20 protein-coding genes are annotated in these 24077 nt (G+C 63.5%); 9 read left to right on the forward strand and 11 right to left on the reverse strand.

The genetic code is table 11. The annotated features are described in order from the left end of the window. Positions 1-114: 114 nt before the first annotated feature. The 5 genes from ACR42D_RS13640 to ACR42D_RS13660 all read right to left on the reverse strand — a co-directional run bounded on the left by ACR42D_RS13640 (position 115) and on the right by ACR42D_RS13660 (position 5852). Positions 115-1728 carry an aldehyde dehydrogenase family protein gene (locus ACR42D_RS13640; RefSeq protein WP_484567336.1) on the reverse strand — a complete coding sequence of 538 codons (1614 nt, stop codon included), beginning with the start codon at positions 1726-1728 and terminating at the stop codon, positions 115-117. A 165-nt stretch (positions 1729-1893) separates the two neighbouring features. Further along, on the reverse strand, positions 1894-2358 hold the full coding sequence (ybaK, locus tag ACR42D_RS13645) for a Cys-tRNA(Pro) deacylase (protein ID WP_484567337.1): 465 nt from the start codon (positions 2356-2358) through the stop codon (positions 1894-1896). A 60-nt stretch (positions 2359-2418) separates the two neighbouring features. Further along, positions 2419-3993 (reverse strand): DHA2 family efflux MFS transporter permease subunit, encoded by a 1575-nt coding sequence (locus tag ACR42D_RS13650; RefSeq protein WP_484567338.1) that lies wholly within the window; start codon positions 3991-3993, stop codon positions 2419-2421. A 1-nt stretch (position 3994) separates the two neighbouring features. Continuing rightward, a complete protein-coding gene (locus ACR42D_RS13655; RefSeq protein ID WP_484567339.1) occupies positions 3995-5209 on the reverse strand; it encodes an HlyD family secretion protein in 1215 nt (404 codons plus the stop codon). Between the two features lie 73 nt (positions 5210-5282). Next, positions 5283-5852: a TetR/AcrR family transcriptional regulator gene (locus ACR42D_RS13660; RefSeq protein WP_484567340.1), complete on the reverse strand. Its 570-nt coding sequence runs from the start codon at positions 5850-5852 to the stop codon at positions 5283-5285. Between the two features lie 353 nt (positions 5853-6205). On the opposite strand from ACR42D_RS13660, the gene ACR42D_RS13665 reads away from it, so the two are divergent. From ACR42D_RS13665 to ACR42D_RS13680, 4 genes are all read left to right on the forward strand, one after another. Beyond that, positions 6206-6340, forward strand: coding sequence for a hypothetical protein (locus ACR42D_RS13665; protein WP_484567341.1), 135 nt, complete (start codon positions 6206-6208; stop codon positions 6338-6340). Positions 6341-6346: 6 nt separating this feature from the next. After that, positions 6347-6763, forward strand: a complete 417-nt coding sequence (locus ACR42D_RS13670) for a hypothetical protein (protein WP_484567342.1) — start codon at positions 6347-6349, stop codon at positions 6761-6763. Between the two features lie 127 nt (positions 6764-6890). Then, entirely contained in the window at positions 6891-8303 is a 1413-nt protein-coding gene (locus tag ACR42D_RS13675; protein WP_484567343.1) for a sensor histidine kinase, read from the forward strand. Further along, positions 8300-9631 (forward strand): sigma-54-dependent transcriptional regulator, encoded by a 1332-nt coding sequence (locus tag ACR42D_RS13680; RefSeq protein ID WP_484567344.1) that lies wholly within the window; start codon positions 8300-8302, stop codon positions 9629-9631. Before ACR42D_RS13675 ends, ACR42D_RS13680 begins: the two co-directional genes overlap by 4 nt. On the opposite strand, the gene ACR42D_RS13685 is transcribed toward ACR42D_RS13680, so the two are convergent. After that, positions 9609-11705, reverse strand: a complete 2097-nt coding sequence (locus ACR42D_RS13685) for a S16 family serine protease (protein WP_484567345.1) — start codon at positions 11703-11705, stop codon at positions 9609-9611. The genes ACR42D_RS13680 and ACR42D_RS13685 overlap by 23 nt on opposite strands. A gap of 703 nt (positions 11706-12408) precedes the next feature. Here ACR42D_RS13685 and ACR42D_RS13690 point away from each other — a divergent pair. The 3 genes from ACR42D_RS13690 (at position 12409) to nhaB (ending at position 16533) form a co-directional block, all read left to right on the forward strand. Continuing rightward, complete coding sequence (locus ACR42D_RS13690) at positions 12409-12888, forward strand: universal stress protein (RefSeq protein ID WP_484567346.1); 480 nt, start codon at positions 12409-12411, stop codon at positions 12886-12888. A 40-nt stretch (positions 12889-12928) separates the two neighbouring features. Further along, positions 12929-14728 (forward strand): SLC13 family permease, encoded by a 1800-nt coding sequence (locus ACR42D_RS13695; protein ID WP_484567347.1) that lies wholly within the window; start codon positions 12929-12931, stop codon positions 14726-14728. A 182-nt stretch (positions 14729-14910) separates the two neighbouring features. After that, on the forward strand, positions 14911-16533 hold the full coding sequence (nhaB, locus tag ACR42D_RS13700; RefSeq protein WP_484567348.1) for a sodium/proton antiporter NhaB: 1623 nt from the start codon (positions 14911-14913) through the stop codon (positions 16531-16533). A gap of 99 nt (positions 16534-16632) precedes the next feature. On the opposite strand, the gene ACR42D_RS13705 is transcribed toward nhaB, so the two are convergent. Continuing rightward, positions 16633-17097, reverse strand: coding sequence for a methylglyoxal synthase (locus tag ACR42D_RS13705; protein WP_484567349.1), 465 nt, complete (start codon positions 17095-17097; stop codon positions 16633-16635). 267 nt (positions 17098-17364) lie between these two features. On the opposite strand from ACR42D_RS13705, the gene ACR42D_RS13710 reads away from it, so the two are divergent. Then, a complete protein-coding gene (locus ACR42D_RS13710; RefSeq protein ID WP_484567350.1) occupies positions 17365-17898 on the forward strand; it encodes a ferritin-like domain-containing protein in 534 nt (177 codons plus the stop codon). A gap of 81 nt (positions 17899-17979) precedes the next feature. On the opposite strand, the gene ACR42D_RS13715 is transcribed toward ACR42D_RS13710, so the two are convergent. After that, on the reverse strand, positions 17980-19344 hold the full coding sequence (locus ACR42D_RS13715; protein WP_484567351.1) for an NAD-dependent succinate-semialdehyde dehydrogenase: 1365 nt from the start codon (positions 19342-19344) through the stop codon (positions 17980-17982). A gap of 302 nt (positions 19345-19646) precedes the next feature. Between ACR42D_RS13715 and galE the strand changes: the two genes are divergently transcribed. Next, positions 19647-20678 carry a UDP-glucose 4-epimerase GalE gene (gene galE / locus ACR42D_RS13720; RefSeq protein WP_484567352.1) on the forward strand — a complete coding sequence of 344 codons (1032 nt, stop codon included), beginning with the start codon at positions 19647-19649 and terminating at the stop codon, positions 20676-20678. A gap of 150 nt (positions 20679-20828) precedes the next feature. Here galE and ACR42D_RS13725 read toward each other — a convergent pair whose 3' ends face one another. The 3 genes from ACR42D_RS13725 to ACR42D_RS13735 all read right to left on the reverse strand — a co-directional run bounded on the left by ACR42D_RS13725 (position 20829) and on the right by ACR42D_RS13735 (position 23783). After that, entirely contained in the window at positions 20829-21341 is a 513-nt protein-coding gene (locus ACR42D_RS13725) for a PilZ domain-containing protein (RefSeq protein WP_484567353.1), read from the reverse strand. Positions 21342-21833: 492 nt separating this feature from the next. After that, positions 21834-22130, reverse strand: coding sequence for a hypothetical protein (locus ACR42D_RS13730; protein WP_484567354.1), 297 nt, complete (start codon positions 22128-22130; stop codon positions 21834-21836). A gap of 228 nt (positions 22131-22358) precedes the next feature. Then, positions 22359-23783, reverse strand: a complete 1425-nt coding sequence (locus ACR42D_RS13735; protein WP_484567355.1) for a sigma-54-dependent transcriptional regulator — start codon at positions 23781-23783, stop codon at positions 22359-22361. Between the last annotated feature and the right edge of the window lie 294 nt (positions 23784-24077).

Consider the following 24077-nt stretch of genomic DNA (forward strand, 5'->3'; position numbering starts at 1 on the left):
ATGCATGGAGAGCAATCCGGATGATCCGTGGATGAACGAGGAACCAGTAAAAGAGCGGCTTGGAAGAAATCCTTCCAAGCCGCTCCCCTTTTGTTCAGTCGAACGAGCCGGGCGTTACATGATGAAGTCCGTGCTCAGGAAGTTGGACTTGTGGTTGCGGGCGATGTCCGAGAGCAGGGCCTTGTTGCGCGGGGTGCCCTTGGCCGCCACCAGGGTGCGGATGGAGAAGCAGCGCAGGGCGTCGCCCACGGACAGGGTGCCCTCGGCCGAGTCCTTGCGGCCGGTGAAGGGGAAGACGTCCGGCCCGCGCTGGCACAGGCAGTTGACGTTCACCCGGCAGACCTGGTTGACCATGGGGTCCACCAGGGAGGCCACCTCGGCCGCGTCGTCGCTGAAGATGGACATCTGCTGGCCGTAGCGGGACTCGATGATGTAGCGGATCGGGGTCTCCACGTCCCTGAACGGCACGATGGGCACCACCGGGCCGAACTGCTCCTCGGAGAAGACGCGCATCTTCTCGTTGACCGGATAGAGCACGGCGGGATGGAGCAGGGAGCGGTCCACGGCCCCGCCGCCGGGGTTGACCACTTTGGCGCCGTTTTCTTCGGCGTCGGCCACCAGGTCGGTCAGGTACTTGATCTTGCCCGGCTCGGGCAGGGGCGTGATGCGCACGCCCTCCTCCCACGGCATGCCGATGGTCATGCCCTTGAGTCCCTCGTTGAAGCGGCGGATGAACTCGTCCACCACGTTCTCGTGGACAAAGAGGATCTTTAGCGCCGTGCACCGCTGGCCGCTGAAGGACAGGCTGCCGGACACGGCCTCGGACACGGCCAGGTCCATGTCGGCCGACTCCATGACCACGGCGGCGTTCTTGGCCCCCAGGCCGAGGATGCAGCGCAGCCGGTTGGGGCTGGGGTGCAGCAGGCGCATGGCGTTGGCCGCCTCGCTGGAGCCGATGAAGGCCAGGACGTTGACGACCCCGGACTCGAGGATGGGCTTGACCAGACGGCGGTTGCCGAAGATCAGGTTGACCACGCCCGCCGGGAAGCAGTCGCGGAACGCTTCCATGAGCGGCGCGAAGAGCAGCTTGCCGTGCCTGGGCGGCTTGATGATCACCGGGTTGCCCATGAGCAGGGCCGGGACGAGCGTGGCGAAGGTCTCGTTCAGGGGGTAGTTGTACGGCCCCATGCACAGGGTCGGGCCCAGCGGCGCGCGGCGGATCTGGGCGTAGATGCCGGACTCGATGACGAAGCGGGACGAGGTCCGGTCCAGCTCCTTGAGGGCGTCGATGGTGTCCCGGATATACTCGATGGTCCGGTCGAACTCCACGCAGCATTCCTTGTACGGCTTGCCGATCTCCCAGCACATGAGGCGGACGATCTCATCCCGCACCTCGATCATGCGGTGGGTAAAGTCCTCCACGTGCTTGATGCGCTCCGCCACGGACATGGTCGGCCATAGCCCCATGCCGTTGTCCCAGGCCGCCTTCGTGGAGGCCACGGCGGCCGCTCCGGCCGCTTCGTCCATGACCGGGCAGGAGCCCAGGTGTTTGGGGGCGTAGACGCCGTCCACGGCGGTCTCGATGGCGGAGTCGACCTGCTGCGTCTCGCCCTCCCACGTCTCTATGCGGCCATCGAGCAGATACTCGGAGACCTCCAGGGGGGAGTCGATGCGAAACGGTTCGGGGATGGCGGATTCTTCGGGAAATAATGTGTTGGATGAGCTCATGACGTCTATTACTTCCGTGTTTGCCGGGGCATGTTATTATGTCCGGATGGACACAATAGAAAAGGCGGGCACGGATGACAACCGCTTTTTTGGGGGCAAAAAGGAAGTGGTCGGCATGCTCCCGAAAGGGCTCCGGGAGCCGCGCGAAGGCGATCAGGGCCCCGGCTAGCGGGCGATGGGCGCGAAGGACGCCCGGGTCAGGGCGGCCAGGTCGGCCGGGGCGAGTTCGATGTCCAGGCCACGCCGCCCGCCGCTGACGAACACGGTGTCGAGTCCCTGGGCGGACGCGTCGAGGACCGTGGGCAGCCGCTTTTTCTGGCCCAGGGGGGAGACCCCGCCGACCACGTAGCCGGTGGTCCGCTCGACCAGCTTGACCTCGGCCATGGCCGCCTTCTTGGCGCCCAGGGCCTTGGCGATCGCCTTGAGATCGAGCTTGAGCAGGACCGGGACCACGGCCACGGCAAGGCCCGCGCCCGCGTCCACCACCAGGGTCTTGAAGACCCGCTCGGGCGGGACGCCGAGCTTCTCCGCCGCCTCTATCCCGAAGGACGGGGCCGCTGGATCGTGATCGTATTCGTGGACCGTGTACTTGATCTTGGCCTTCTTGGCCGCGTTGATGGCTGGCGTCATGGGCAGTTACCTAACGGATGGAACCGGCCCGCGCAAGGGGCGCGGAGCCGGGTTTGACGGTCACTTCTTCCTCGCGCCGATCACGGCCCGGATGGCCGCTCGGCCGGGCATGAGGAAGATCATGGGGATGAGCAGCAGGAACAGGCAGCCGAAGGCGAACGAGATGTCGTTGTAGGCCAGCATGGTGGCCTGGCGCATGACCTTCTGTTCGAGCAGGCCCAGGGCCAGGCGCGTGGCGTGAACCGTGCCCACGCCCTTGGCCAGCAGGGCGTCCACGGTCCGGGCCAGATACACCTGGGTGGTCCGGCTCAATTCGCTGACGTGCTCGGTCAGATAGGCGCGGTGGATGGCCTCGCCCCGGTCGAGCAGCACGGCGGCCAGGCTGTAGCCGATGTTGCCGCCCACCCGCCGGGTCAGGGTGTAGATGGACGACGCGTCCGTCATCTGGCTCTTGTCCACGGTCATCAGGGAGACCGTGGACAGGGGCACGAACATGAACGGCATGCCGATGCCCATGATGATCAGGGGCGGGATGAGGTCCAGGAACCCGGCCGTGGTCGAGAGCTGCATGAGCTGGTAGTAGGCCAACACGATCACCCCGATGCCGGCCAGGAGCAACGGCTTGGCCCCGACCCGCTGGAAGGCCCAACCCGCAATCGGCATGAACAGAAGCAGAACCAGGGCCCTCGGGGCGAGGACCAGGCCGGACTCGAAGGCCGGGTAGCCGAGAATGCGCTGGGTGAACTGCGGCAGGACGAAGGTGGTCCCGAACAGGGAGATGCCGAAGACCAGCCCGATGACCGAGCCGAGTACCAGGTTGCGGTCCTTGAGCACGCGGAAGTTGACCACCGGCTCCTTGCTGCGCAGTTCCCAGAAGATCAGGACGACCAGGGAGACGCAGGTGGCCACGGTCCACCAGACGATCATGGAGGACTCGAACCAGTTCTCGTCGTTGCCCCGCTCCAGGACCACCTGCATGCCGGTCAGGCAGACGGTCAGCAGGCCGATGCCCAGCCAGTCCACGGAACGGATGCCGCGCCGCAGATACGGCGGATCGTGGATGAAGCGCATGGTCAGGAGCATGCCCAGGGCGCAGATGGGCACGTTGATGTAGAATATCCAGGGCCAGCCCCAGGCGTCGGTCAGCCAGCCGCCGCAGATGGGCCCCAGAGCCGGGGCAAGGACCACGCCCATGCCGTACAGGGCCATGGCCATGCCCTGCTGGGCCGGGGGAAAGGTCTCGCGCAGGATGGCCTGGGAGATGGGAATGAGCGCCCCGCCGCCGATGCCCTGGATGACCCGGTAGACGATCATCTCCGGGAAGCTTGTGGCCGTGCCGCAGAGGATCGAGCCGATGGTGAACAGGGCGAACGAGGCCAGGTAGAAGTTCTTGCGGCCGAGCAGCGCGGACCACCAGCCGGACATGGTGACCATGATGATCTCGGCGATGGAATAGCTGGTGGCCACCCAGGTGATGGCCGAGAGGTCCGAGCCGAAGCCGCCCATCATGTGGGGCATGGACACGTTGACCACGCTGGTGTCCATAACCGCCATGAACGCGCCGAAGACCACGGTGGCGGCGATGGTCCACCGTTCGGCCGGAGTCATCTCCTCCGGGTCCTTGTACATGGTCATGCTATTGCATCGCGGTGGCGAGACCGTCGGTGTCCGCCCGGTCGGCCAGGTTCACGTCCGGGATCACGGACATGCCCGGGGCCAGGAGACAGCCGTTGCCGCCGTTTTGTTGATCCAGGACGATCTTCACCGGCACGCGCTGGACCACCTTGATAAAATTGCCGGTGGCGTTTTCGGGCGGCAGCAGGGTGAACCGGGAGCCGGTGCCGCGCTGGATGGAATCCACGTGCCCCTTGAAGACCACGTCGGGGTAGGCGTCCACCTCGATGTCCACGGACTGCCCGGGCTTCATGCCGGAAATCTGGGTTTCCTTGAAGTTGGCCACCACCCATACGTCGCGTCCGACCACGGACAGCAGCTGCTGCCCCACCTGGACGTAGGCACCGGGCTCCACGGACTTCTTGGTCACGAAGCCCGCGCACGGTGCGGTGATCCGGGTGTAGGACAGGTCCAGCTCCGCCTGGCGGACCTGGGCCTCGGCCTCGCTGGCCTCGGCGCGGCGCTTGTCGACCACGGCCTGGGCCTGGAGCAGCTCGTCTTCGGCGGCCTGGGCCGAAGCCACGGCCTGGCGGATCTGGGCCGACTGGGTGTCGATCTTCTTCCTGGCGGACAGCAGCTTGGCCTTGGAGACCGCGGCCTGGGCGCGGGCGTGGTCGTATTCCTGGCGGGACACGGCCCCGGCCTCGACCATCTCGTTCATGCGCTGGAAATCGTTCTCGTCGCGGCTGTGTCCGGCGGCGTATTCGTCCACTCCGGCCCGAGCCTGGTCCAGTTCGGACCGGTTCGAGGACAGAGCCGCGTTGCGCTGGGCCACCAGGGAGCGCGCGGCCGAGACCTCGGCCTCGGCCTCCTGCATGGCCGCGTTGGCGGATTGCAGCCGGGCCTTGGCCACATCCAGGGCCACCTGGAAGGTGCGCGGGTCCACCCGGACCAGCAGATCGCCCTTTTCCACCCATTGGTTGTCGTGCACCGGTACCTCGGCCACGTGGCCGGCCACGCGCGGGCTCATGGAGACCACGTGGGCCTCCACAAAGGCGTCGTCCGTGGATTCGTGGGTCATGATCCGCAAGTACAGGGGGTAGCCCAGAACCACGGCCATGACCAGAAGCACCGGCCCCAGGACGAACAGGGTCTTCCTGGACCCCAAGCTCCCGCGCATGGCAATGAGCCTCTTCAGCCTGGAGACGGCGGTGTTGCTCTCGTTTTCCTTACTCATTAATTTCCCTCAATATAAAACATGAAAATATGCGCTGCCGCGACGACCCGACCGGACCGGGATGGCCGCCGGGCTATCGGACCATGCCCACCCCGCGCAGGATGAATTCGCTGGCGTGGCGGCAGACCGCGTCCGGTTCGGCGTCCCTGGGCGCAAACAGGCAGACCGCCCGGATCAGGCCGGAGATATACCGGGCCGTCAGGTCCGGAGCATCGTCGCGGAACACCCCTTCTTCGATGCCGCGCCGGATGATCCCCCCGAACAGGTCCCACAGATCGGCGCGCAGCTGCTTCCATTCGTCGGTCACCGGGCAGGTGACCACGGAACTCAACAACTCCATGTTGAAGGAGGTTGTATGGAAGTGGTCGGCCAGGATGTGGACCACCCCGGCCAGCTGTTCGTCGGGCCCCAGCGCGTTCTCGTCCAGGAACCGACGCATGGAGTCGATCAGGGTGGAGAACTCGCGGAACAGGACCGCGAAATAGAGGTCGTCCTTGCTCTTGAAATAGAGATACAGGGTCCCCTTGCCCACCGCCGCCGCGCGGGCCACGTCGCTCAGGAGGACCTTGTGAAAAGGCTGCCGGGAAAAGAGCTCGGCCGCCGTATCCAGAATGCGTTGTTCCTTTGCGTTGTCTTCCTTCATCGCCTGTCTCCCTTCTCTGCGTGGACACACGAAGGCCCCGGCTCTATTCCGGGTTCCTCGGGCATGACCAGTACTGACCGGTCAGTTTTGAGAGGCATGAACTACGCCCCAATTAGTTGCACTGTCAACGACTGACCCGGAGTACTGAAAAAAAAGTCGGCCAAGCATACTATCGACAGTATTAGGCCTAAAGAAACATAAAAGCATGCCGAAAGGGAATGTGAGCGGATGTTCATGCAATCAAGGAGAATTCCGTGCGTATCGACGAAACCAACACCACGCGCATAGCTCTGACCATCGGCAAAAAGCCCTAGGAGGAGGCCGAAAAGACCACTCCCGCCGGGGACGGCGGAGTGGACCTGAGTGGAATCACTTCCAACAACATGCTGGCCTCCAATTTCTTCGACAGGGACCACAAGCAGTCCAAGTACACTGCGGGACTGCTCGATTCCCTCAAGATCGAGAACTCGTTCGGCACCAAGCTCTAGTCGCTGGTGCAGCAGGGCGGGCTGGTCTCCCCGTCCGACATGGACAACTACGCCAAGAGAATCCTGGCCGCCGACAAGGCTGCGGACAAGGTCAAGGATGCGGCCGAGGACGAAGTCACGGAGGCTGTGGGCGAAGAGGTCGAGAAGAACACCGACGAGATGGAAGCGGCGGTGGACAAGAAGATCAACGGGGAAAAGGACCCGACCACTCCGGCCCCGGAAGCTGCGGCCGAAGCCGTGGAACCGTCTCCCGAAGACGAGACCGAGGCCCCGGAGACGGCCGAGGTCCCGGCCGTCGAGGCCGAGGCGCGGGAGGGGCAACCCCAGACTCCGGCCCAGGCCCTGGCCGAGGGGGATCCCGCAGCGGCGGCCGAGACGCGGGCCGAGGCCCAGCCGGGCGAGCGCCTCGACATGACCATCTGATCCGCCCCGCGAAACAGCTTCCCATCGGGGCCGGACACCCCCGTCCGGTCCCGCCCCCCTTGCCTTTTCGCCGTGTGCGGCATAGTGTCAAAAACACATGCAAATCATGCGGATGAAGGGAAGCGGCGTGGTCAGACCCAACCTGAGACATACCATCATACTCGGCATAGCCATCTTCACCCTGGCTTTCGGCAGCATCGCCCTGCTCTCCCTGTCCAACCTGAACAGGCTCCAGGAGGCGGTCCTTCTGGTGGAGCGGGCCGACGACCTGCGCAACCTGATTCTCGAGATCCGCCGCGAGGAGAAGAACTTCTTCCTGTACCAGGACGGGTCCCTGTTCTCCGTGGGCCGCGAGAACCTCAACCGCGCCGGAACCATCCTCGGCGAGCTGTCCGGCGAGATCGCCCGGCTCCACGGCGGGACCCACGGCACCGACCTGGCCAGCGGCATGGCGCGCTACGGCGAACTGCTGACCCGGTTCAGCACCGCATCCGCCGACATCGGCGAGAACAGCCCGGCCGCCCACGCCCTGCGCGAGACCGGCCAGAACCTGGTGGAGCACTCGCGGGCCATCGCCGAGCTGGAGCGCGACAACATCCTGGACATCAACCAGCGGCTGCGCCTGACCCTGTTCATCTCCATGGGCGTGGTCGCCCTGGTGGTCCTGGCCCTGGTCTTCTTCGTGTCCAAGTCCATCCTCGGGCCGCTCACCCAGGTCCAGGAGGCCACCCGGCGCATCGCCCAGGGAACCTTCGTGCCCCTGGCCGTGCGCGAGGACGGCGACGAGATCCAGCAGGTCTTCGTGGCCCTCAACTCCATGGTCGACGAACTCAAGAAACGCCAGACCCAGCTGGTCCAGGCGCAAAAGCTCTCGTCCATCGGCACGCTGGCCTCAGGCATCGCCCACCAGCTGAACAACCCGCTGAACAACATTTCCACCTCGGCCCAGATCCTGGCCGAGGAGACCGGCGGCCGGGACGAGTTCGCGGACAAGATGATGACCAACATCACCCAGGAGACCCTGCGCGCCCGCGACATCGTCAAGGGGCTGCTCGAGTTCTCGCGGCACAAGGATTTCGCGCCCGCGCCGTGCAACCTCAAGGAGGTCCTGGAGAGCGCCGTGCGCCTGGTCTCGGGCCAGCTCGGACCGCGCATAGGCGTGGACATCCGGGTGCCGGACGACGTGACCCTGTACCTGGACCGGCAGCGCTTCCAGGAAGCCCTGCTCAACCTGATCATCAATTCCATCCAGGCCATCGGCGACGAGGACGGAACCATCACGATCGAGACCTCGCGCGAGACCGGCCACAAGGTCCTGACCATTTCCGACAACGGGCCGGGCATGCCCCCGGACACCCTGCAACGCATCTTCGACCCGTTCTTCTCCACCAAGGAGGTGGGCCAGGGCACGGGTCTGGGCCTGTACATCGTCTACGGCATAATCGAGGAGCACCGGGGCACCATCCGGGTGGACTCCGCCCCCGGCGAGGGAACCTCCTTCACCATCAAACTCCCCATCGAGCTCGAGGAGAACGCATGACGGCCGCGTCCATTCTGGTCATTGAAGACGAGCGCATCGCCCGCGAAAACCTGACCCACGTCCTGACCGGAAGCGGATACGTGGTCACGGCCATCGCCTCGGCCGAGGAAGGGGTGCGGGAACTGGACAAGAAGGAATTCGACCTGGTCATCACCGACCTGATGCTGCCCGGCATGGACGGCATCCAGATGCTCGAACACATCCGCGCCCACCACCCCCTGACCATCGTCATCGTGGTCACGGGCCACGCCACCGTGGCCAACGCGGTCAAGGCCATGCAAAAGGGGGCGCACTCCTACATCGCCAAGCCGCTGAAGCTCGACGAGCTCAGGCTCCAGGTGGAGCGCGCCCTGGAACAGCACGCCCTGTCCGTGGAGGTCCGGCGGCTGCGCGAGATCATCGCCCAGGGCAAGCGCGACCTGCCCCTGGTGGGCGAGAGCGACGCCTTCGTGCAGCTCAAGAAGGACGTCCGCCAGCTGGCCCAGATGAACTGCAACGTGCTCATCCAGGGCGAGACCGGCACCGGCAAGGAGCTGGTCGCCCAGGGCATCCACATGCTCTCTTCCCGGTCTGGTGAACGGTTCATGGCCATCAACTGCGGGACCTTCACGGCCGAGCTCATGGACAAGGAGCTGTTCGGCCACGAAAAGGAGGCCTTCACCGGGGCCAACCGGGGCCAGAAAGGCATTTTGGAGGCTGCCGACGGGGGCACGGTATTTTTCGACGAGATCGGCGAACTGCCGCTGAACATGCAGGTCAAGCTGCTGCGCGTGCTGCAGGAGCGCAACTTCCTGCGCGTGGGCGGGACCAAGGAAATCCCGGTGGACATCCGGGTCATCGCTGCCACCAACTGCGACCTGCACGAGCTGGTGGAGAAAGGCGAGTTCCGCCAGGACCTCTACTACCGGCTGAACGTGGTCACCCTGCACGCCCCGCCCCTGCGCGAGCACCGCGAGGACATCCCGATCCTCATCGGCCATTTCCTGGAAAAGCACCGCCAGCCGGGCCAGACCATCAACTCCATCGACCAGGACACCCTGGACATCCTCATGTCCTACCCGTTCCCGGGCAACGTGCGCGAACTGGAGAACATCGTCCAGCGGGCGCTGGCCCTGGGCCAGGGCACCACCTTCACGCCCGAACTGCTGCCCGCCGAGATCGCGGAGACCGAGACCAAGGCGCCGCTGGCCACCCTGGAGGACATGGAGAAAGCCTACATCAGGAAGGTCTTGGCCTCATCGGCCGGGAACAAGACTCAGGCCGCGCGCATCCTGGGCATCGACCGCGTCTCCCTGTGGCGCAAGATCAAGCGCTACAACCTGGAATAGCCTCTTCTCCGGCGGCCCGCTCCGCTTTGCACAGGGCGATTTCCGCCGCCTCCTCCATGGTCGAGACATAGCGGATGTCCAGCCCCTCCACCACCTCGTCCTCCACGGACTTGACCGAGGCCTCGCACCCCTGCGGCAGGATCACCACGGGTATGCCCGCGCTCCGTGCGGCCATGAGCTTCTCGCGGACGCCGCCCACGGGCAGGACCTCGCCGAGCAGGGAGAGCTCGCCGGTGGAGGCCACGTCCTGGCGCACCGGCCGCCCGGTGAGCAGGGAAAGCAGCGCGATGGTGATGGCCACGCCGGCGGACGGCCCCTCCTTGGAGACCGAGCCCGCCGGGATATGCACGTGGATGTCCGAACCGGCGTAGAACTCCGGATCGATGCCGAACGTTTCCGCACGGCTGCGGCAGAAGCTCAGGGCGGTCTGGGCCGACTCGCGCAGGACCTCGCCCAGGGAGCCGGTCAGGATGAGCTGCTTGGAGCCGCGCATGCGGGCCGCCTCGATGAAAATGATCTCGCCGCCGATCTCGGTCCAGACCAGGCTGGTGGCCAGGCCGACCTTGGGCCTGGTCTGCGCCGGAGTGGAGGTATACGGCGGCGCGCCGAGCAATTCCTGCAACAGGGCCTCGTCCACGACCACCTTGCCCAGCCCCTCTGACAGCACTCGCTTGGCCAGCTTGCGGCACAGGGAGGCGACCTGCTGGCGGAGCTTGCGCAGCCCGGATTCGCGGGCATACCCCTTGATCAGACCGGCCACGGTCTCGTCCGGGACGGTCACCAGTTTGTCGTCCAGGCCGTGCTGGGCCATGACCTCGGGGATGAGGTAGCGGGTTGCAATCTGCAACTTCTCCCCCGGCGTATAGCTCGGGAACTCGATGACCTCAAGGCGGTCGCGCAACGGGGCGGGAAGGCGCTCCACCCCGTTGGCCGTGCAGATGAACAGGGCGGCCGACAGGTCGAACGGCAGCCCGAGATAGTGATCCACGAAGGCGGTGTTCTGCTCGGCGTCGAGCATCTCGAGCAGGACCGAGGTGGCGTCGCCCTGAAAGTCCTGGACCGCCTTGTCCACCTCGTCGAGCATGATCACCGGGTTGCGGGTGCCGACCTTGCGGATGCCCTGGATGATCCGGCCGGGCATGGCTCCCACGTAGGTCCGCCGGTGCCCGCGCAACTCGGCCTCGTCGCGCAGCCCGGCCAGGGACAGGCGCATGAACTTGCGCCCCAACGCCTCGGCGATGGCCTTGCCGATGGAGGTCTTGCCCATGCCCGGAGGGCCGGTGAAGCAGAGCACGAAGCCGCGCAGGTGCCGCGCCCGCAGGCTTTGCTCCCACAGCTCGGCCACGAGCTGGCGCAGCTTGGTCAGGTTGACCGGCTTGCCCAGGTACTGGTCCGCGCCCCGGCGCATGGCGTCCACGGCGGTCTTCACCGTTGCATATCCGGTGATCATGACGACCTTGGTGTCGGGCCACCGTTTGCGCAGGACCTGGAGCAGCTCCATGCCGTCCATGCCCTCCATCTTGAGGTCCGAGACCACGATGTTGGCCGGCTCGCGCTCCATGGCCGCGACCGCCTCCAGCCCGTTGCCCACGGCCTCCACCTCGTAGCCGTCGGCCTCGAACACGATGGTCAGGTTCTCGCGGGCGATGAGCTCGTCATCCACCAGCAAAATGCGCGGATTGCGCCTGGAGCAGAGGCTCTTGACGGCCAAAAACTCGAGGATACGGTCCTTGACCCGTTGCAATCCGTAATGGCGGGCGTTCAGGACCTCCTCGGCCCGGGAGATGTCCAAATTGTCGCGGGTGGCCGTGTTCCACGGCAGGGAGAGGATGACTTCCAGGAAATTCAAACTGATGGCGTACTCAGGCGAGGCCGGGTCCAGGTTGTCCATGCGCTCGCATTCGGCCCGGGCCGTGTCCAGGATCTCCGGCGGCAGCCCGGCGGACTCGACCTGCACGCGCAGGGAGTCGTGGGCCGCCGCAGAGGGCGGCGTGGGCCGCGATCCGGGGGTTTCCGCCGGTGCGGGCCCCGCTTCATCGGGAGTGGAAGACTTTCGTTTGCCGAACCAGCCCATGACCGTCGCCTCCTGCTGACCTGTTGGAAGGAGATACAACTCCTTTTCACAAGCAATCAAGTCATATTGCCCTATAATACTTATCTATCACGCTGTTTTGAACTTGTTAAGGTTGCAATCCGCAACATCGCCCATTTTTACCTCGAATAGGCCTGCCTCGTCTTTCTCCCGGACTCGATTTTCTTTAAAAACACAACTTAACCATCCGTCATACCAGTCTTTCATAAGCTCCGTACGACACCCTGGCAAAAACCGATACCCACAGTTTTACTTCCTTTTCATTAGCCCGCTCAGCATATCGGCTGCCGGGCCACGGCACCGTTGCAAACTGCATCATGGTAAAAAATCGCCGGATTGCGCCATAGAGCCATATTCCACTTCCAACAACTCGCTTCACCGTTGCAATCCGCATCACACTGAGTGCCACTACAAGGTTTATTTTTTGATTAATCCTTAATTTTCAATAAGTTAAATACATGAGCATTCTTGGCATGTGTTTTGATTCACAAGCAAGCATACAGGGGCGAAAACAACCTCCAAACCTGCAGCAAGGAGTTGAAAGATGGCCCTCTTCAATTCGGTAAAGAGAGTGGTGGACAGGCATTACGCGGCCCAGGTCGCGGCGAACTGCAACACGTGCAGTGTGGGCACGTGGGTGGTCTGCCATGAAAATCATCTACTGGAGAAATCGGGAGGATCTTTGATGAAGACTTTTTTCAAGCGCATCTCCGGCAACCGTCGCAAACCCGTTACCCCCGCTCCCGCCGCAGCAGCGGCGACCGCTTCGGCAGCCGCCGACTGCGTCTGCGGGGAAAAGCAGCAGTGTAAGATTCTCATCGTCTGCAAGGGCCAGGAGTTTTCCCGGGGCATCGCGGACTATGCGGTGGACATGGCCTGCAAGACCCGCAGTTCCCTGGTGGCCCTGAACATCGACGAGTCCGGCAGGGACTTCGACGGGTTCCGCAACCAGGCCCAGCGCAATATCGAATACTTCAACGCCAAGGCGGCCAACGCCGGCCTGGCTTTCAGCCACGAGATACAGCAGGGGGACGAGAACGCCATCGTCGCCCGCATGCACGAGAAGGACCCGAGCTTCCGTTACGTCATGGACGACTCCGCAGCCGTCAGCAAGAACAGGAGAAGCATCCCCGTGTACACCCGAGCTACGTTGCGGGCCAAATAAGCCTGCAACGTAGAAAACTCACGTTTCCCAAGGACGCACAATGACCCCTGAGATCATAACGGTTCTGGCCGTTCTCGTATTCGCCGTACTCCTCTTCATCTTCGAATGGGTCCGGGTGGACGTGGTCGGCATCATCATGATGGTGCTTCTGCCCCTGCTGGGCCTGGTCACACCGAAACAGGCCATCAGCGGACTGAGCAGCAACGCCGTCGTCTCCATCATCGCCGTCATCATCATCGGCGCCGGGCTGGACAAGACCGGCGTGATGAACTCCATGGCCCGAGTCATCCTGCGCTTCGCCGGAAAGAGCGAATCGCGGATCATGACGCTCATCGCGGGCACGGTGGCCATCATATCCGGCTTTATGCAGAACATCGGGGCCGCGGCCCTGTTCCTGCCCGCGGCCAAGCGCATCGGCAACCAGACCGGCGTGCCCGTCGGCCGCCTGCTCATGCCCATGGGCTTCTGCGCCATCATCGGCGGCTGCCTGACCCTGGTCGGCTCCAGCCCGCTCATCCTGCTCAACGACCTGATGATCGTGGGCGGCAAGAAGTACGACGCCTTCGGCCTGTTCAGCGTGACCCCCGTGGGCCTGCTGCTCATCGCCGCCGCGCTGATCTACTTCATCCTGTTCGGACGGTTCATCCTGCCCGCCCGGGAAGAGGACGAGAGCTCCGGCCCCATGTCCTCGATCCTGACCGGCACGTACAACAACGTCGGCTCCCTGTTCGAGCTGGCCGTGCCCGAGGGCTGGACCAACGACTCCTCGCTCAAGTCCCTGGACCTGCGGCCCATCTACTTCTGCACCCTGGTGGCCATCTGCCGGGAGAACGGCAAGCAGCACATCTTCGCCCCCCTGCCGGACGAGATCATCCGGCCGGGCGACGAGATCGTGGTCGTGGGCCCGCAGGAATTCGTGGAGCACATGGCCGAGGACATGGGCTGGGAGCTGCGCCCCGAGCTGACCACCTTTGCCGAGGAACTGTCCCCGAACAACGCGGGCATCATGGAGGGCATCGTCACGCCCCGCTCCGAGTTCATGGGCAAGTCCATCGCCGAACTGCGCATCCGCGAACGGTTCCAGGTCTCGCCCCTGGCCATCTTCCGGGGCGACAAGATCTTCGTCAGCGGGTTGTCGGACATCATCATCGAATCCGGCGACGCCCTGCTCCTGCACGGCCGCTGGGAGATGTTCCACATGCTCAAGGGGCTGCCCGACCTGGTCTTCACCGAGACGGTCAAGGGCGAGCTGCTGCGCACGGACAAGGCCAAGATCGCGCTCATGTGGCTGGCCGTGTCCCTGGTCATGATCCTCGGTTTCCACGTGCAGCTGTCCATCGCGCTGCTGACCGGCGCGCTGGGCATGGTCCTGACCAAGGTCCTGACCATCGACGAGGCCTACCAGTCCGTGGACTGGATGACCGTGTTCCTGCTCGGCGGCCTCATCCCGCTGGGCATGGCGTTCGAGAACACCGGCGCGGCCAAGTTCATCGCGGACACTATCATGGCCGCCCTGGGCACGCCCTCGGCCCTGGTCCTGCTCACGGTCATCGGCATCCTGACCTCCTTCTTCACCCTGGTGGCCTCCAACGTGGGCGCCACCGTGCTCCTGGTCCCGCTGTCCATGAACATGGCGCTCAACGCGGGCGTGGACCCCAGGGTGGCGGCCCTGACCGTGGCCGTGGCCGCGTCCAACACCTTCGTTTTGCCCACCCACCAGGTCAACGCGCTGATCATGCGTCCGGGAGGGTACCGCACCATCGATTACGTCAAGAGCGGGGCCGGGATGACCGTGCTCTACATGGTTGTCATGATATCCGCCTTGATGCTATTCTACTAATCGCCGACGGGGCGCCGGTAGTCGTTACCGGCGCCCTTTTTTTGGCATATTGAGGAACAGACTCCTATAACCCATAGCCCATACAGGTTTTTTTCATCGACATTACGCCTCGGCCAGGTCGAACTATCGTTCGTCCGCATGGCCGCTCGGGGCGTTTTCGCCGTATTGAAGGAGAGAAACGAATGAAGACACCGTTGTCGAAAACTTTTGTCGAAACGTTCCTCGGGAACGCTCCCGCATGGTACAAACTGACCATCATCGCCTTTCTCGTGCTCAACCCCATACTCATCCTCACGGTCGGCACCTTCGTCGCCGGATGGGCGCTCATCGCCGAGTTCATCTTCACCCTGGCCATGGCGCTGAAGTGTTACCCGCTGCCCGCGGGCGGCCTGCTGGCCATGGAAGCCGTGATCATGGGCATGACCTCTCCCGAGACCGTGTACCACGAGGCCCTGAAGAACTTCGAAGTCATCCTGCTGCTGATCTTCATGGTCGCGGGCATCTACTTCATGAAAGACTTTCTGCAGTTCACCTTCACCCGCATCCTGGTGCGGGTGCGCTCCAAGAAAGTCATCGCCCTGCTCTTCTGCCTGGCCGGCGCGGTCCTGTCCGCCTTCCTGGACGCCCTGACCGTGACCGCCGTCATCATGGCCGTGGCCTTCGGTTTCTACAACGTCTACCACCGCTTCGCGTCCGGCAAGGGCGCGGCCGACAGCCATGACCTGGTCAACGACGACAGCGTCAAGGAGACCACCCGCGCCGAACTGCTCGAGTTCCGCGGCTTTCTGCGCAATCTGATGATGCACGGCGCGGTCGGCACCGCGCTGGGCGGCGTCTGCACCCTGGTCGGCGAGCCGCAGAACCTGCTGGTGGGCGGCGAAATGGGCTGGCACTTCATCCCGTTCTTCCTGCACGCCATGCCCGTGACCATGCCGGTCCTGGTCGTCGGCCTGCTGACCTGCCTGGCCGTGGAACAGTTCCACCTCTTCGGCTACGGCTTCCAGATGCCCGGCAACATCCGCTCCTACCTGCTGGAAACCGCCGTGCAGATGGAGCAGAAGCAGGGCCAGAAAGGCAAGATCAAGCTGGTCCTGCAGGCCTGCACCGGCCTGTGGCTGGTCCTGGCCCTGGCCTTCCACCTGGCCGCCGTCGGCCTCATCGGCCTGTCGGTCATCATCCTGCTGACCGCCTTCACCGGCATCACCGAAGAGCATCAGCTGGGCCACGCCTTTGAGGAGGCCCTGCCCTTCACCGCCCTGCTGGTGGTCTTCTTCTCGGTGGTCGCGGTCATCCACTCCCAGGAGCTGTTCACCCCGATCATCGATTTCGTGCTGAGCCTGAAGGGCCAGGACCAGCTGGCGGCCTACTACGTCGCCAACGGCCTGCTCTCCTCCATCTCGGACAACGTCTTCGTGGCCACGGTCTACATCTCCGAGACCAAGCTGCACTTCACCCACGTGCTGGGCGCCATCCCGAACATCGGCATGACCGGCCAGGCGCTGATGGAGAAGATGACGGATCCGCACCTCGCCCGGGCCGACGTGCTCGCCACCCTCCCGCAGGACGCGGCGGTCATGGTCAAGCAGACCATGGAGCACTTCGACAAGCTGGCCGTGGCCATCAACACCGGGACCAACATCCCGTCCGTGGCCACCCCCAACGGCCAGGCGGCCTTCCTGTTCCTGCTGACCAGCGCGCTGGCACCGGTCATCCGCCTCTCCTACGGAAGGATGGTCATGCTGGCCCTGCCGTACACCATCACCATGTCTCTGACCGGACTGTTCGCCGTGTACGCCTTCCTCTAGGACCGCAACGGCTCGACCTGCAATACGCAAGGGCTCCCGAGATGATCTCGGGAGCCCTTTTGCATTTCCTCGCCCCGGCTGCCCGGGCGGCGTCTTGTCCTACTTCAGCTTGCGGTCGGCGTAATCGAAATACCGTCCCGGCTTGATGCAGAACTCGTGATCGAAGAAGGCGGACGAGATCAGGAACTCGGCCGAGGAGCGGTTGGAGGCCGTGGGGATGTTGTAGAGCACGGCCAGACGCAGCAGGGCCTTGACGTCCACGTCGTGGGGCTGGGGCTCCATGGGATCCCAGAAGAAGAACAGGACGTCCACCTCGCCCTCGCTAATCATGGCCCCGAGCTGCTGATCGCCGCCCAGGGGGCCGGACTTGAGCCGCAGCACGCGCTTGTGCTCGCGGCCCGCGCCCTCTCCCTCGGCCAGGAGTTCCTCCACCAGCCGCCCGGTGGTCCCGGTGGCGACCAGGCTGTGCCGGGCCAGGGCCTCGCGGTTGCAATTGATGAAATCGAGCAGCTCATCCTTGCAGTTGTCGTGGGCGACCACCGCGATATTCTTGATCCTGTCCATGTCCTCTCCGGGCTTGAAGTTGTGTGCGGGCCGCGCCGACGGCCGCGTGTCCGTTCAATACCATCCGCCGAGGCCGGGAACAAGCGGGAGAACCCCACGGAGGGAGGCACGATTGTCACGGTACCGTCTTGACGCACACTCTGCGGCTAGTTACCATTCACACAATCTGTCCATACCGCGTGTATGGACATCTGAACCAACGCAACAACCACGTCGCAACGGCCCGCCCGCAGGCGGTCCGCAACCGCGATGCAAAGGAGAGAAACCATGGCTACCAAGGAAGAACGTCGTGAGAAAGTCGTCGAGGTGTTGAACCAGGCCCGGTCCATGGAATTGCAGGCCATCCACCTGTACATGAACCAGCACTACAACCTGGACGACATGGACTACGGCGAGCTGGCCTCCAACATGAAGCTCATCGCCATCGACGAGATGCGCCACGCCGAGCAGTTCGCCGAGCGCATCAAGGAACTGGGCGGCGAGCCCACGGACAAGAAGTCCAAGAAGGTGGAACGGGGCCAGAAAATCGAGGTCATCTACACATACGACTCCACCGAGGAGGACGACACCATCGACGCCTACAACCAGTTCCTGCTGGTCTGTCGCGAAAACGGCGATTCCATCAGCGAGAAGCTGTTCGAGACCATCATCGACGAGGAACAGGCCCACTTCAACTACTTCGACGCCATCAAGGGGCATATCGACAAGCTGGGCAACACCTTCCTGTCCCGCATCGCAGGCACCCCATCCTCCACCGGCCTGGCCGACCAGGGCTTTGTCATCAACAAACAGAACGCCTAACCGCGCCGATCGGAAACGCATGAATAAAGGCCCGGCCAGTGGATACTGGCCGGGCCTTTCCGTTTGATCGGGGCGTGAAGACTAGTCGCGGATGACCGACTTGATGTTGACGAATTCGCGGATGCCGAAGGAGGACAGTTCACGGCCGAAGCCGGAGCGGCGAATGCCGCCGAAGGGCATGAGCGGGTCGCTGCGGACCAGGCCGTTGACCACCACTTCGCCCGCTTCGATGCGCCGGGCGAGCTCAAGGCCGTGCGCGCCGTCCCCGGTCCAGACCGAGCCGCCCAGGCCAAACGGGGTGTCGTTGGCCATGGCCACGGCCTGCTCCTCGTTCTCGGCCCTGAAGACCAAGGCCACGGGGCCGAAGAATTCCTCGCGGCAGACCTCGGCGTCAAAGGGCGCGTCCGCGATGATGCTCAGGGGATAGAAGGCCCCCTCGCCCTCGGGCAGGACACAACCCTTGACGATCCTGCCGCCCTCGGCCGTGCAGCGCTCCACCTGGCGATGCAGCTCGGCGCGCAGTCCGGCGGAGGACATGGGGCCGACCACGGTGTCCTCGTCCATGGGGTTGCCCATCTTGAGGGCGTCCATCTCCCGGCCCAGAGCGGCCAGGAACGCGTCGTAGACCTCGTCCATCACGATGAACCGTTTGGCCGCGATGCAGGTCTGGCCCGCGTTGGCGCAGCGGGACATGGCTCCGACCTTGGCCGCCTTGTCGATGTCCGCGTCGGCCAGGACCACGAACGGGTCGCTGCCGCCCAGCTCCATGACGCACTTCTTGAGGCGCGCACCGGCGGCGGCCGCAACCTTGCTCCCGGCCCCCTCGCTGCCGGTCAGGCTCACGCCGATGACCGAGTCGGCGTCGAGCACGGACTCCACCTGGCGCGCGCCGATGAGCAGGGTGCGGAAGACGTTGTCCGGGAACGCGGACTCGCGGAAGGCGGACTCGATGGCCAGGGCGCACTGGGGCACGTTGGAGGCGTGCTTCAGGACCACGGTGTTGCCCGCCATGAGCGTGGGCGCGGCCACGCGCAGGACCTGCCAGAAGGGGAAGTTCCACGGCATGACCGCGAGCACGGTGCCCATGGGGGCGAAGTCCACGTAGGCCTCCTGCCCGCAACCGGCCACCGGCTCCGAGGTCAGCATGGCCTGGCCGTTTTGGGCGTAGAATTCACACACGCCCGCGCACTTGAGCACTTCGGCCCGGCCAAAGGTCACGGGCTTGCCCATCTCCTCGGCCATGATCGCGGCGAACTCGTCGGCCCGCGTCTTGAGCACTTGGGCCAGGCTGCGCAGGCACTCCGCCCGGTGGGCGAAATCGGTGGTTTTCCAGGCCGCATACCCCTGGGCGGTCGCGCGAACGGCTTCGGCGGTCTGCTCGGGGGTGAATTCGTCAAACTGCTTCGTGACCTTTCCGGTCAACGGATTGAGACTCTGCAGGGGCATTTTCTTCTCCGAAAATAGGGGTGAAACACTCTGGAACCGGCCAGGGAGAGTTCGGCAGCCGGTTTCCGATCACGCGGATGACGCCGCGCCAAAAGGCCTGTACGGCGCGCTTTCCGGGCTTATGCCAGAATGCCCTGGTTGTCCAGCATCAAGTCCGGGCGGGCATGATCCTCAGGCGAGCCGTTCGGGCCGGACCGCGTCGCGGCCGCCATTTTGACTGGACAAACGGGCCGTATTCGTCGAACCTGTAACCGCTTAAATTCCAACGTCCAAAGGGCGAACCAGGCAGACAAGGATTTCGCATGAAAATACAGAAGGTATTGGTCTCCGGAGGTGCCGGATACATCGGCACCCACACCTGCATCGAGCTCATCGCCGCCGGATACGACGTGATCTGCGCGGACAACTTCAACAACAGCTCGCCCGTGGCTATGGAGCGGGTGGAACGGATCACGGGCGTCGCCATTCCGGTGCACCGCATGGATTTCTGCAACCTGGGCGAGGTCCGGGCCCTGTTCCGCGAGGAGACCATCGACGCGGCCATCCACTTTGCCGGGCACAAGGCCGTGGGCGAATCGGTGCAGAAACCGCTCATGTATTACGAGAACAACCTGCTCAGCCTGATCAACCTGTGCAAGGGCATGGGCGCGGGCAAGGCCAGGAACATCGTCTTCAGCTCCTCGGCCACGGTCTACGGCCTGTCCGACCAACTCCCCCTGACCGAGGAGACCCCGACCAGCGCCTACAACCCCTACGGCCGCACCAAGCTGTACATAGAAGAAATCCTCAAGGACCTGCACACGGCCGAGCCGGACTGGAACATGTCGATCCTGCGCTATTTCAACCCGGTGGGCGCGCATCCCTCGGGACTCATCGGCGAAGATCCCGCCGACATCCCCAACAACCTCATGCCGTACATCGCCCAGGTGGCCGTCGGAAGGCTCGAGAAGCTGAGCATCTACGGCGACGACTACGACACCCCGGACGGCACGGGCGTGCGCGACTTCATCCACGTGGTGGACCTGGCCCGGGGCCACGTGGCCGCCCTGCGCAAGCTCGAGGAGGAACCCGGCTACACGATCCACAACCTGGGCACGGGCAAGGGGTGCAGCGTACTCGAACTGGTCCACGCCTTCGAGCGGATCAACAACGTCACCATCCCCTACGAGATCACCGCCCGCCGCCCCGGCGACGTGGCCGCCAACTACGCCTCCACGGACAAGGCCAGGCGCGAACTCGGCTGGGAGGCGACCCACACCATCGAGGACATGGTCCGCGACACCTGGAACTGGCAGTCTAAGAATCCCCGGGGCTACCGGGACGCCGAAGGCTAGAACGCGGCCCGCGTGCAAAACGCAACGCCCACTGCGGCGTCCATGCCGGCAGCGGACCGGCACCTGTCTGTCGGATTTCTTAACGAATGGGAGCGGGCCGTCGGCTTATCGGCGGGACAAGCGAGCCCGGCAACAACAAATGCGCGTTGTCTAGGCGGTATAGTACTCCATCATGGCGTCCACCGTGGAGACAGTTTCCGGGTTGCTTCCCTCGAACACCCCGACCATGGTCACATCGCGGTCAACCTTGTGGCGCAGCCGCCTGCAGTAGAACGAGACCGTCTGCGAGAGATGAGGCAAGGTGAAGAACACCTCGAAAAATGAGGAGGTTGCGAGCTTATCCCCCAATTCCGGAGGAATGTCCTTGAAGGATATCCGCAATCCACCCTGGGAAATGTCGTCCACCACCACCGGATAACTCCGCATCTCCCTGTCGGAAAACTTTACGCATGATATGGCGGGAAGCGACACATCCACCCGGTGATAGCGCCGCCGCTCCTTGCCGTTGACGGACCAATCCCGGCTGACGAAATCTTTCAGAGCCCCTTCCACGAGGCTCGAAACATACTGGGAACAGTCCACCCCTTCTGCTTTGGCGACGCGCTTAAGTACCTGAAAATTTTCCCGATTCATATCGAAACATATTTTCACCGATTCAGACATCTTTTCAACTTCCTCAGGACGTATCGTGCCGTGTGCGGGGCGACCCCCCGGAGCCCCATTCCAATGCCTCAACAATCTTTAATTTTTTGCAATAAACATACCGCAAGCGGTGCCCGGTCCACCCCTCCTGCCCGACCGGACGGACGCCGTGGGTTCCATCCCCGGCCACGTCCGAAATCGCTCCGAGATTGTCGAATTATATAGTGGAGCTATGCTCAACGGGCCGCCCCTCAACCGGACGAAAAAAAGCACGCCTGTCACCCACGCGGAACAAAGCCGCGTGGACCGGCCCCGGAAAGACCCCGGCCATGTGTCTGACAATCCGACAGCTGACGGAAAAGAGGCAGAATCCCGCAACATTGCGGCCCCGCCTTTCATCGCATTGCAGCAGCCGGTAATTATTGTGGAAATGTGACGAATCCCGAGGGCACGTCCCTGACTCGCCGGGCGCGGCCATCCGTGTGTCCCAGGGGGAGGATCGGACTGGAAGGACTACATGAGAAAGCGCTGGACGCGCGGCTTGTCGTCGGATTCGTCCGAGACCTCGACGCCCACTTCCACCGGGTCGTCGAGAACGATACGCGTGGGAAGGCACTCCAGGGTGGCGACCGAGTCATCCACCTGGAAGGTCACGCTCAGCCCTTCGATCTGCTTGAGCATACCGGCGAACACGTGACCTTTGTCTTTGAATTCAAGGAGCATGCCCTGGCTGGAGATGTTCCGAATCTGGACGGGGAAGACCATGATCTCCCCGCAGGACTTCAGCACCTGGACAAGTCCGGGGATCATGACGGACCTGCGCGGGCAGCTTCGCCTTTCGAGCGCATCCGGGCCGTCTTCCGCCGCAGCGCTCCCAACGAGCGCTCCAAGCCGGTTGACGATCTCGGTGAGCGCCGCGTCATCCTTCACGGCGACATGCATCCGCTTATTGGTCTTGTAGTCGTACATGTGATTTTTTTATGCAAATTTCGCGCCAGAGGGGACGTCGGCAACGAGAAAAACCCCGATCAAGGCTCGTCAGTTGGTCTTGAGGGACAGGTTGTGCTTGCTCAACAGCTCGTACAGGCGGGCGCGGGAAAGGCCGGAGAGCTTGCAGGCCGTGGATATGGAGGCGTCGCTCAACTGAACCAGCCGTTGCAGATAGGCCTGCTCCATGGCCTCCACCGCTTCCTGGCGGGCAGCCTTCATGATCGGGAACTCCTCCGCCGTCGTGGGCAGGGAAAACAGGCTCGGCATGGAATTGACACCCGGCTGCGGCTGGTCGTTTTCACCCATGTCCTGGAACACGCGACGCATGCGCAGCTGCTGGGGAAGATGGTAAATATTCAGGTACTTGGAGAAGCGCGCCTTCTGTAGCGAGACATGCAGGACGTTGACCAGCTCGCGCACGTTGCCGGGCCAGTCATAGAGCCGCAGGGTCTCGATGAACTGCTGATCGACCTCCTTTTCCTCCATGCCGTTCTCCTTGCAGAGTGTGGGCAGGTAGTGGCGGGTCAGCAGTTCGATGTCGCCGTTGCGTTCGCGCAGGGGCGGCAACTCAATGATAAAGCTCTGCAGCCGGTAGTAGAGATCGCTGCGGAATTCGCCCCTGGCGACCATCTCTTCAAGGTTCCGGTTGGTGGCGGCCACCAGCCTGAAATCGCTGTAGACTTCCTTGCTGGAGCTGAGCGGACGGAAGGTCTTTTCCTGGAGGACGCGGAGCAGAGACTTCTGGATGCCCAGGTCGAGGTCGCCGATTTCGTCCAGGAACAGAGTGCCGCCGTGGGCCAGATGGAACAACCCCTTGCGGTCCTGGTCCGCCCCGGTGAAGGACCCCTTGGAATGGCCGAACAACAGGCTCTCTGCCAGGGTCGACGGGAGGTTGGTGCAGTCCACCACGATGTACCGCTTGTCCTTGCGGTCGCTGTTGTTGTGCAGCGCCCGGGCAAAGAGTTCCTTGCCGGTTCCGGTCTCGCCGGTGATGAGCACGTTGCCGTTGCCCTTGGCGGAGATGGCCAGCCGTTCGAGGCACTGGTTCAGGGCGGTACTGTCGCCGATGATCTCGTCGCGGTCCAGGGTGTCGGTCTGCTCTTTCTGGACAGTCTTCTGCTGCAACAGGTTCTGGATGACCTGGCGGAAGCGGTCCTCTTTGATCGGTTTGACCAGGTAGTCCTTGACCCCGGCGGCAAAGGCCTGAGAGATGGAGTCGGTATCCGACTCGCCGGTGAGCATGACGATATCCACATCCGGGTCGAGTTGGGTCAGACGGGGGATATGGGTCAGCCCGTTGCCCTCGTGCAGGTTGAGATCAAGGAAGATGATGTCGAAGTGGCTGCTCTTGAGAAGCGTCAGCCCTTCTATCCCGGAGTACACGCAATGGCAGTCGTAGCCCATCTTCTTGATGATGGACTCGACGGCGGCGCACTGAAACGGGTCGTCGTCTATCAGCAGTATCTTTCCCACGAACGGTTCCACTCCACGGTTCCTTGTTCAATAGCCTGCGGCCTGTCAACGGACGATGGACAAAAGTTAGCGATTCTATACATAGGCGCGTTTTTTCTGTCCATAGGAGAAACTCCCGATTCCGTTTTTTCCGGACAAAGACCGGCCGCGTGAATAAAAACCGCGCCAACACTCGATTTGAGCATACCCCCCTTTTCCGATTTTTCAAGACTTTCCGGATCGGCCCGAATGGCGACACGGACGGCCCGCCCCCTATGGACGGAGGCGCGGCCCACCGAAAAAGGCCGGGCAGTC

Source organism: Pseudodesulfovibrio sp. lm2024, from assembly GCF_051175575.1.
Classification (GTDB): Bacteria; Desulfobacterota; Desulfovibrionia; order Desulfovibrionales; family Desulfovibrionaceae; genus Pseudodesulfovibrio; species Pseudodesulfovibrio caledoniensis.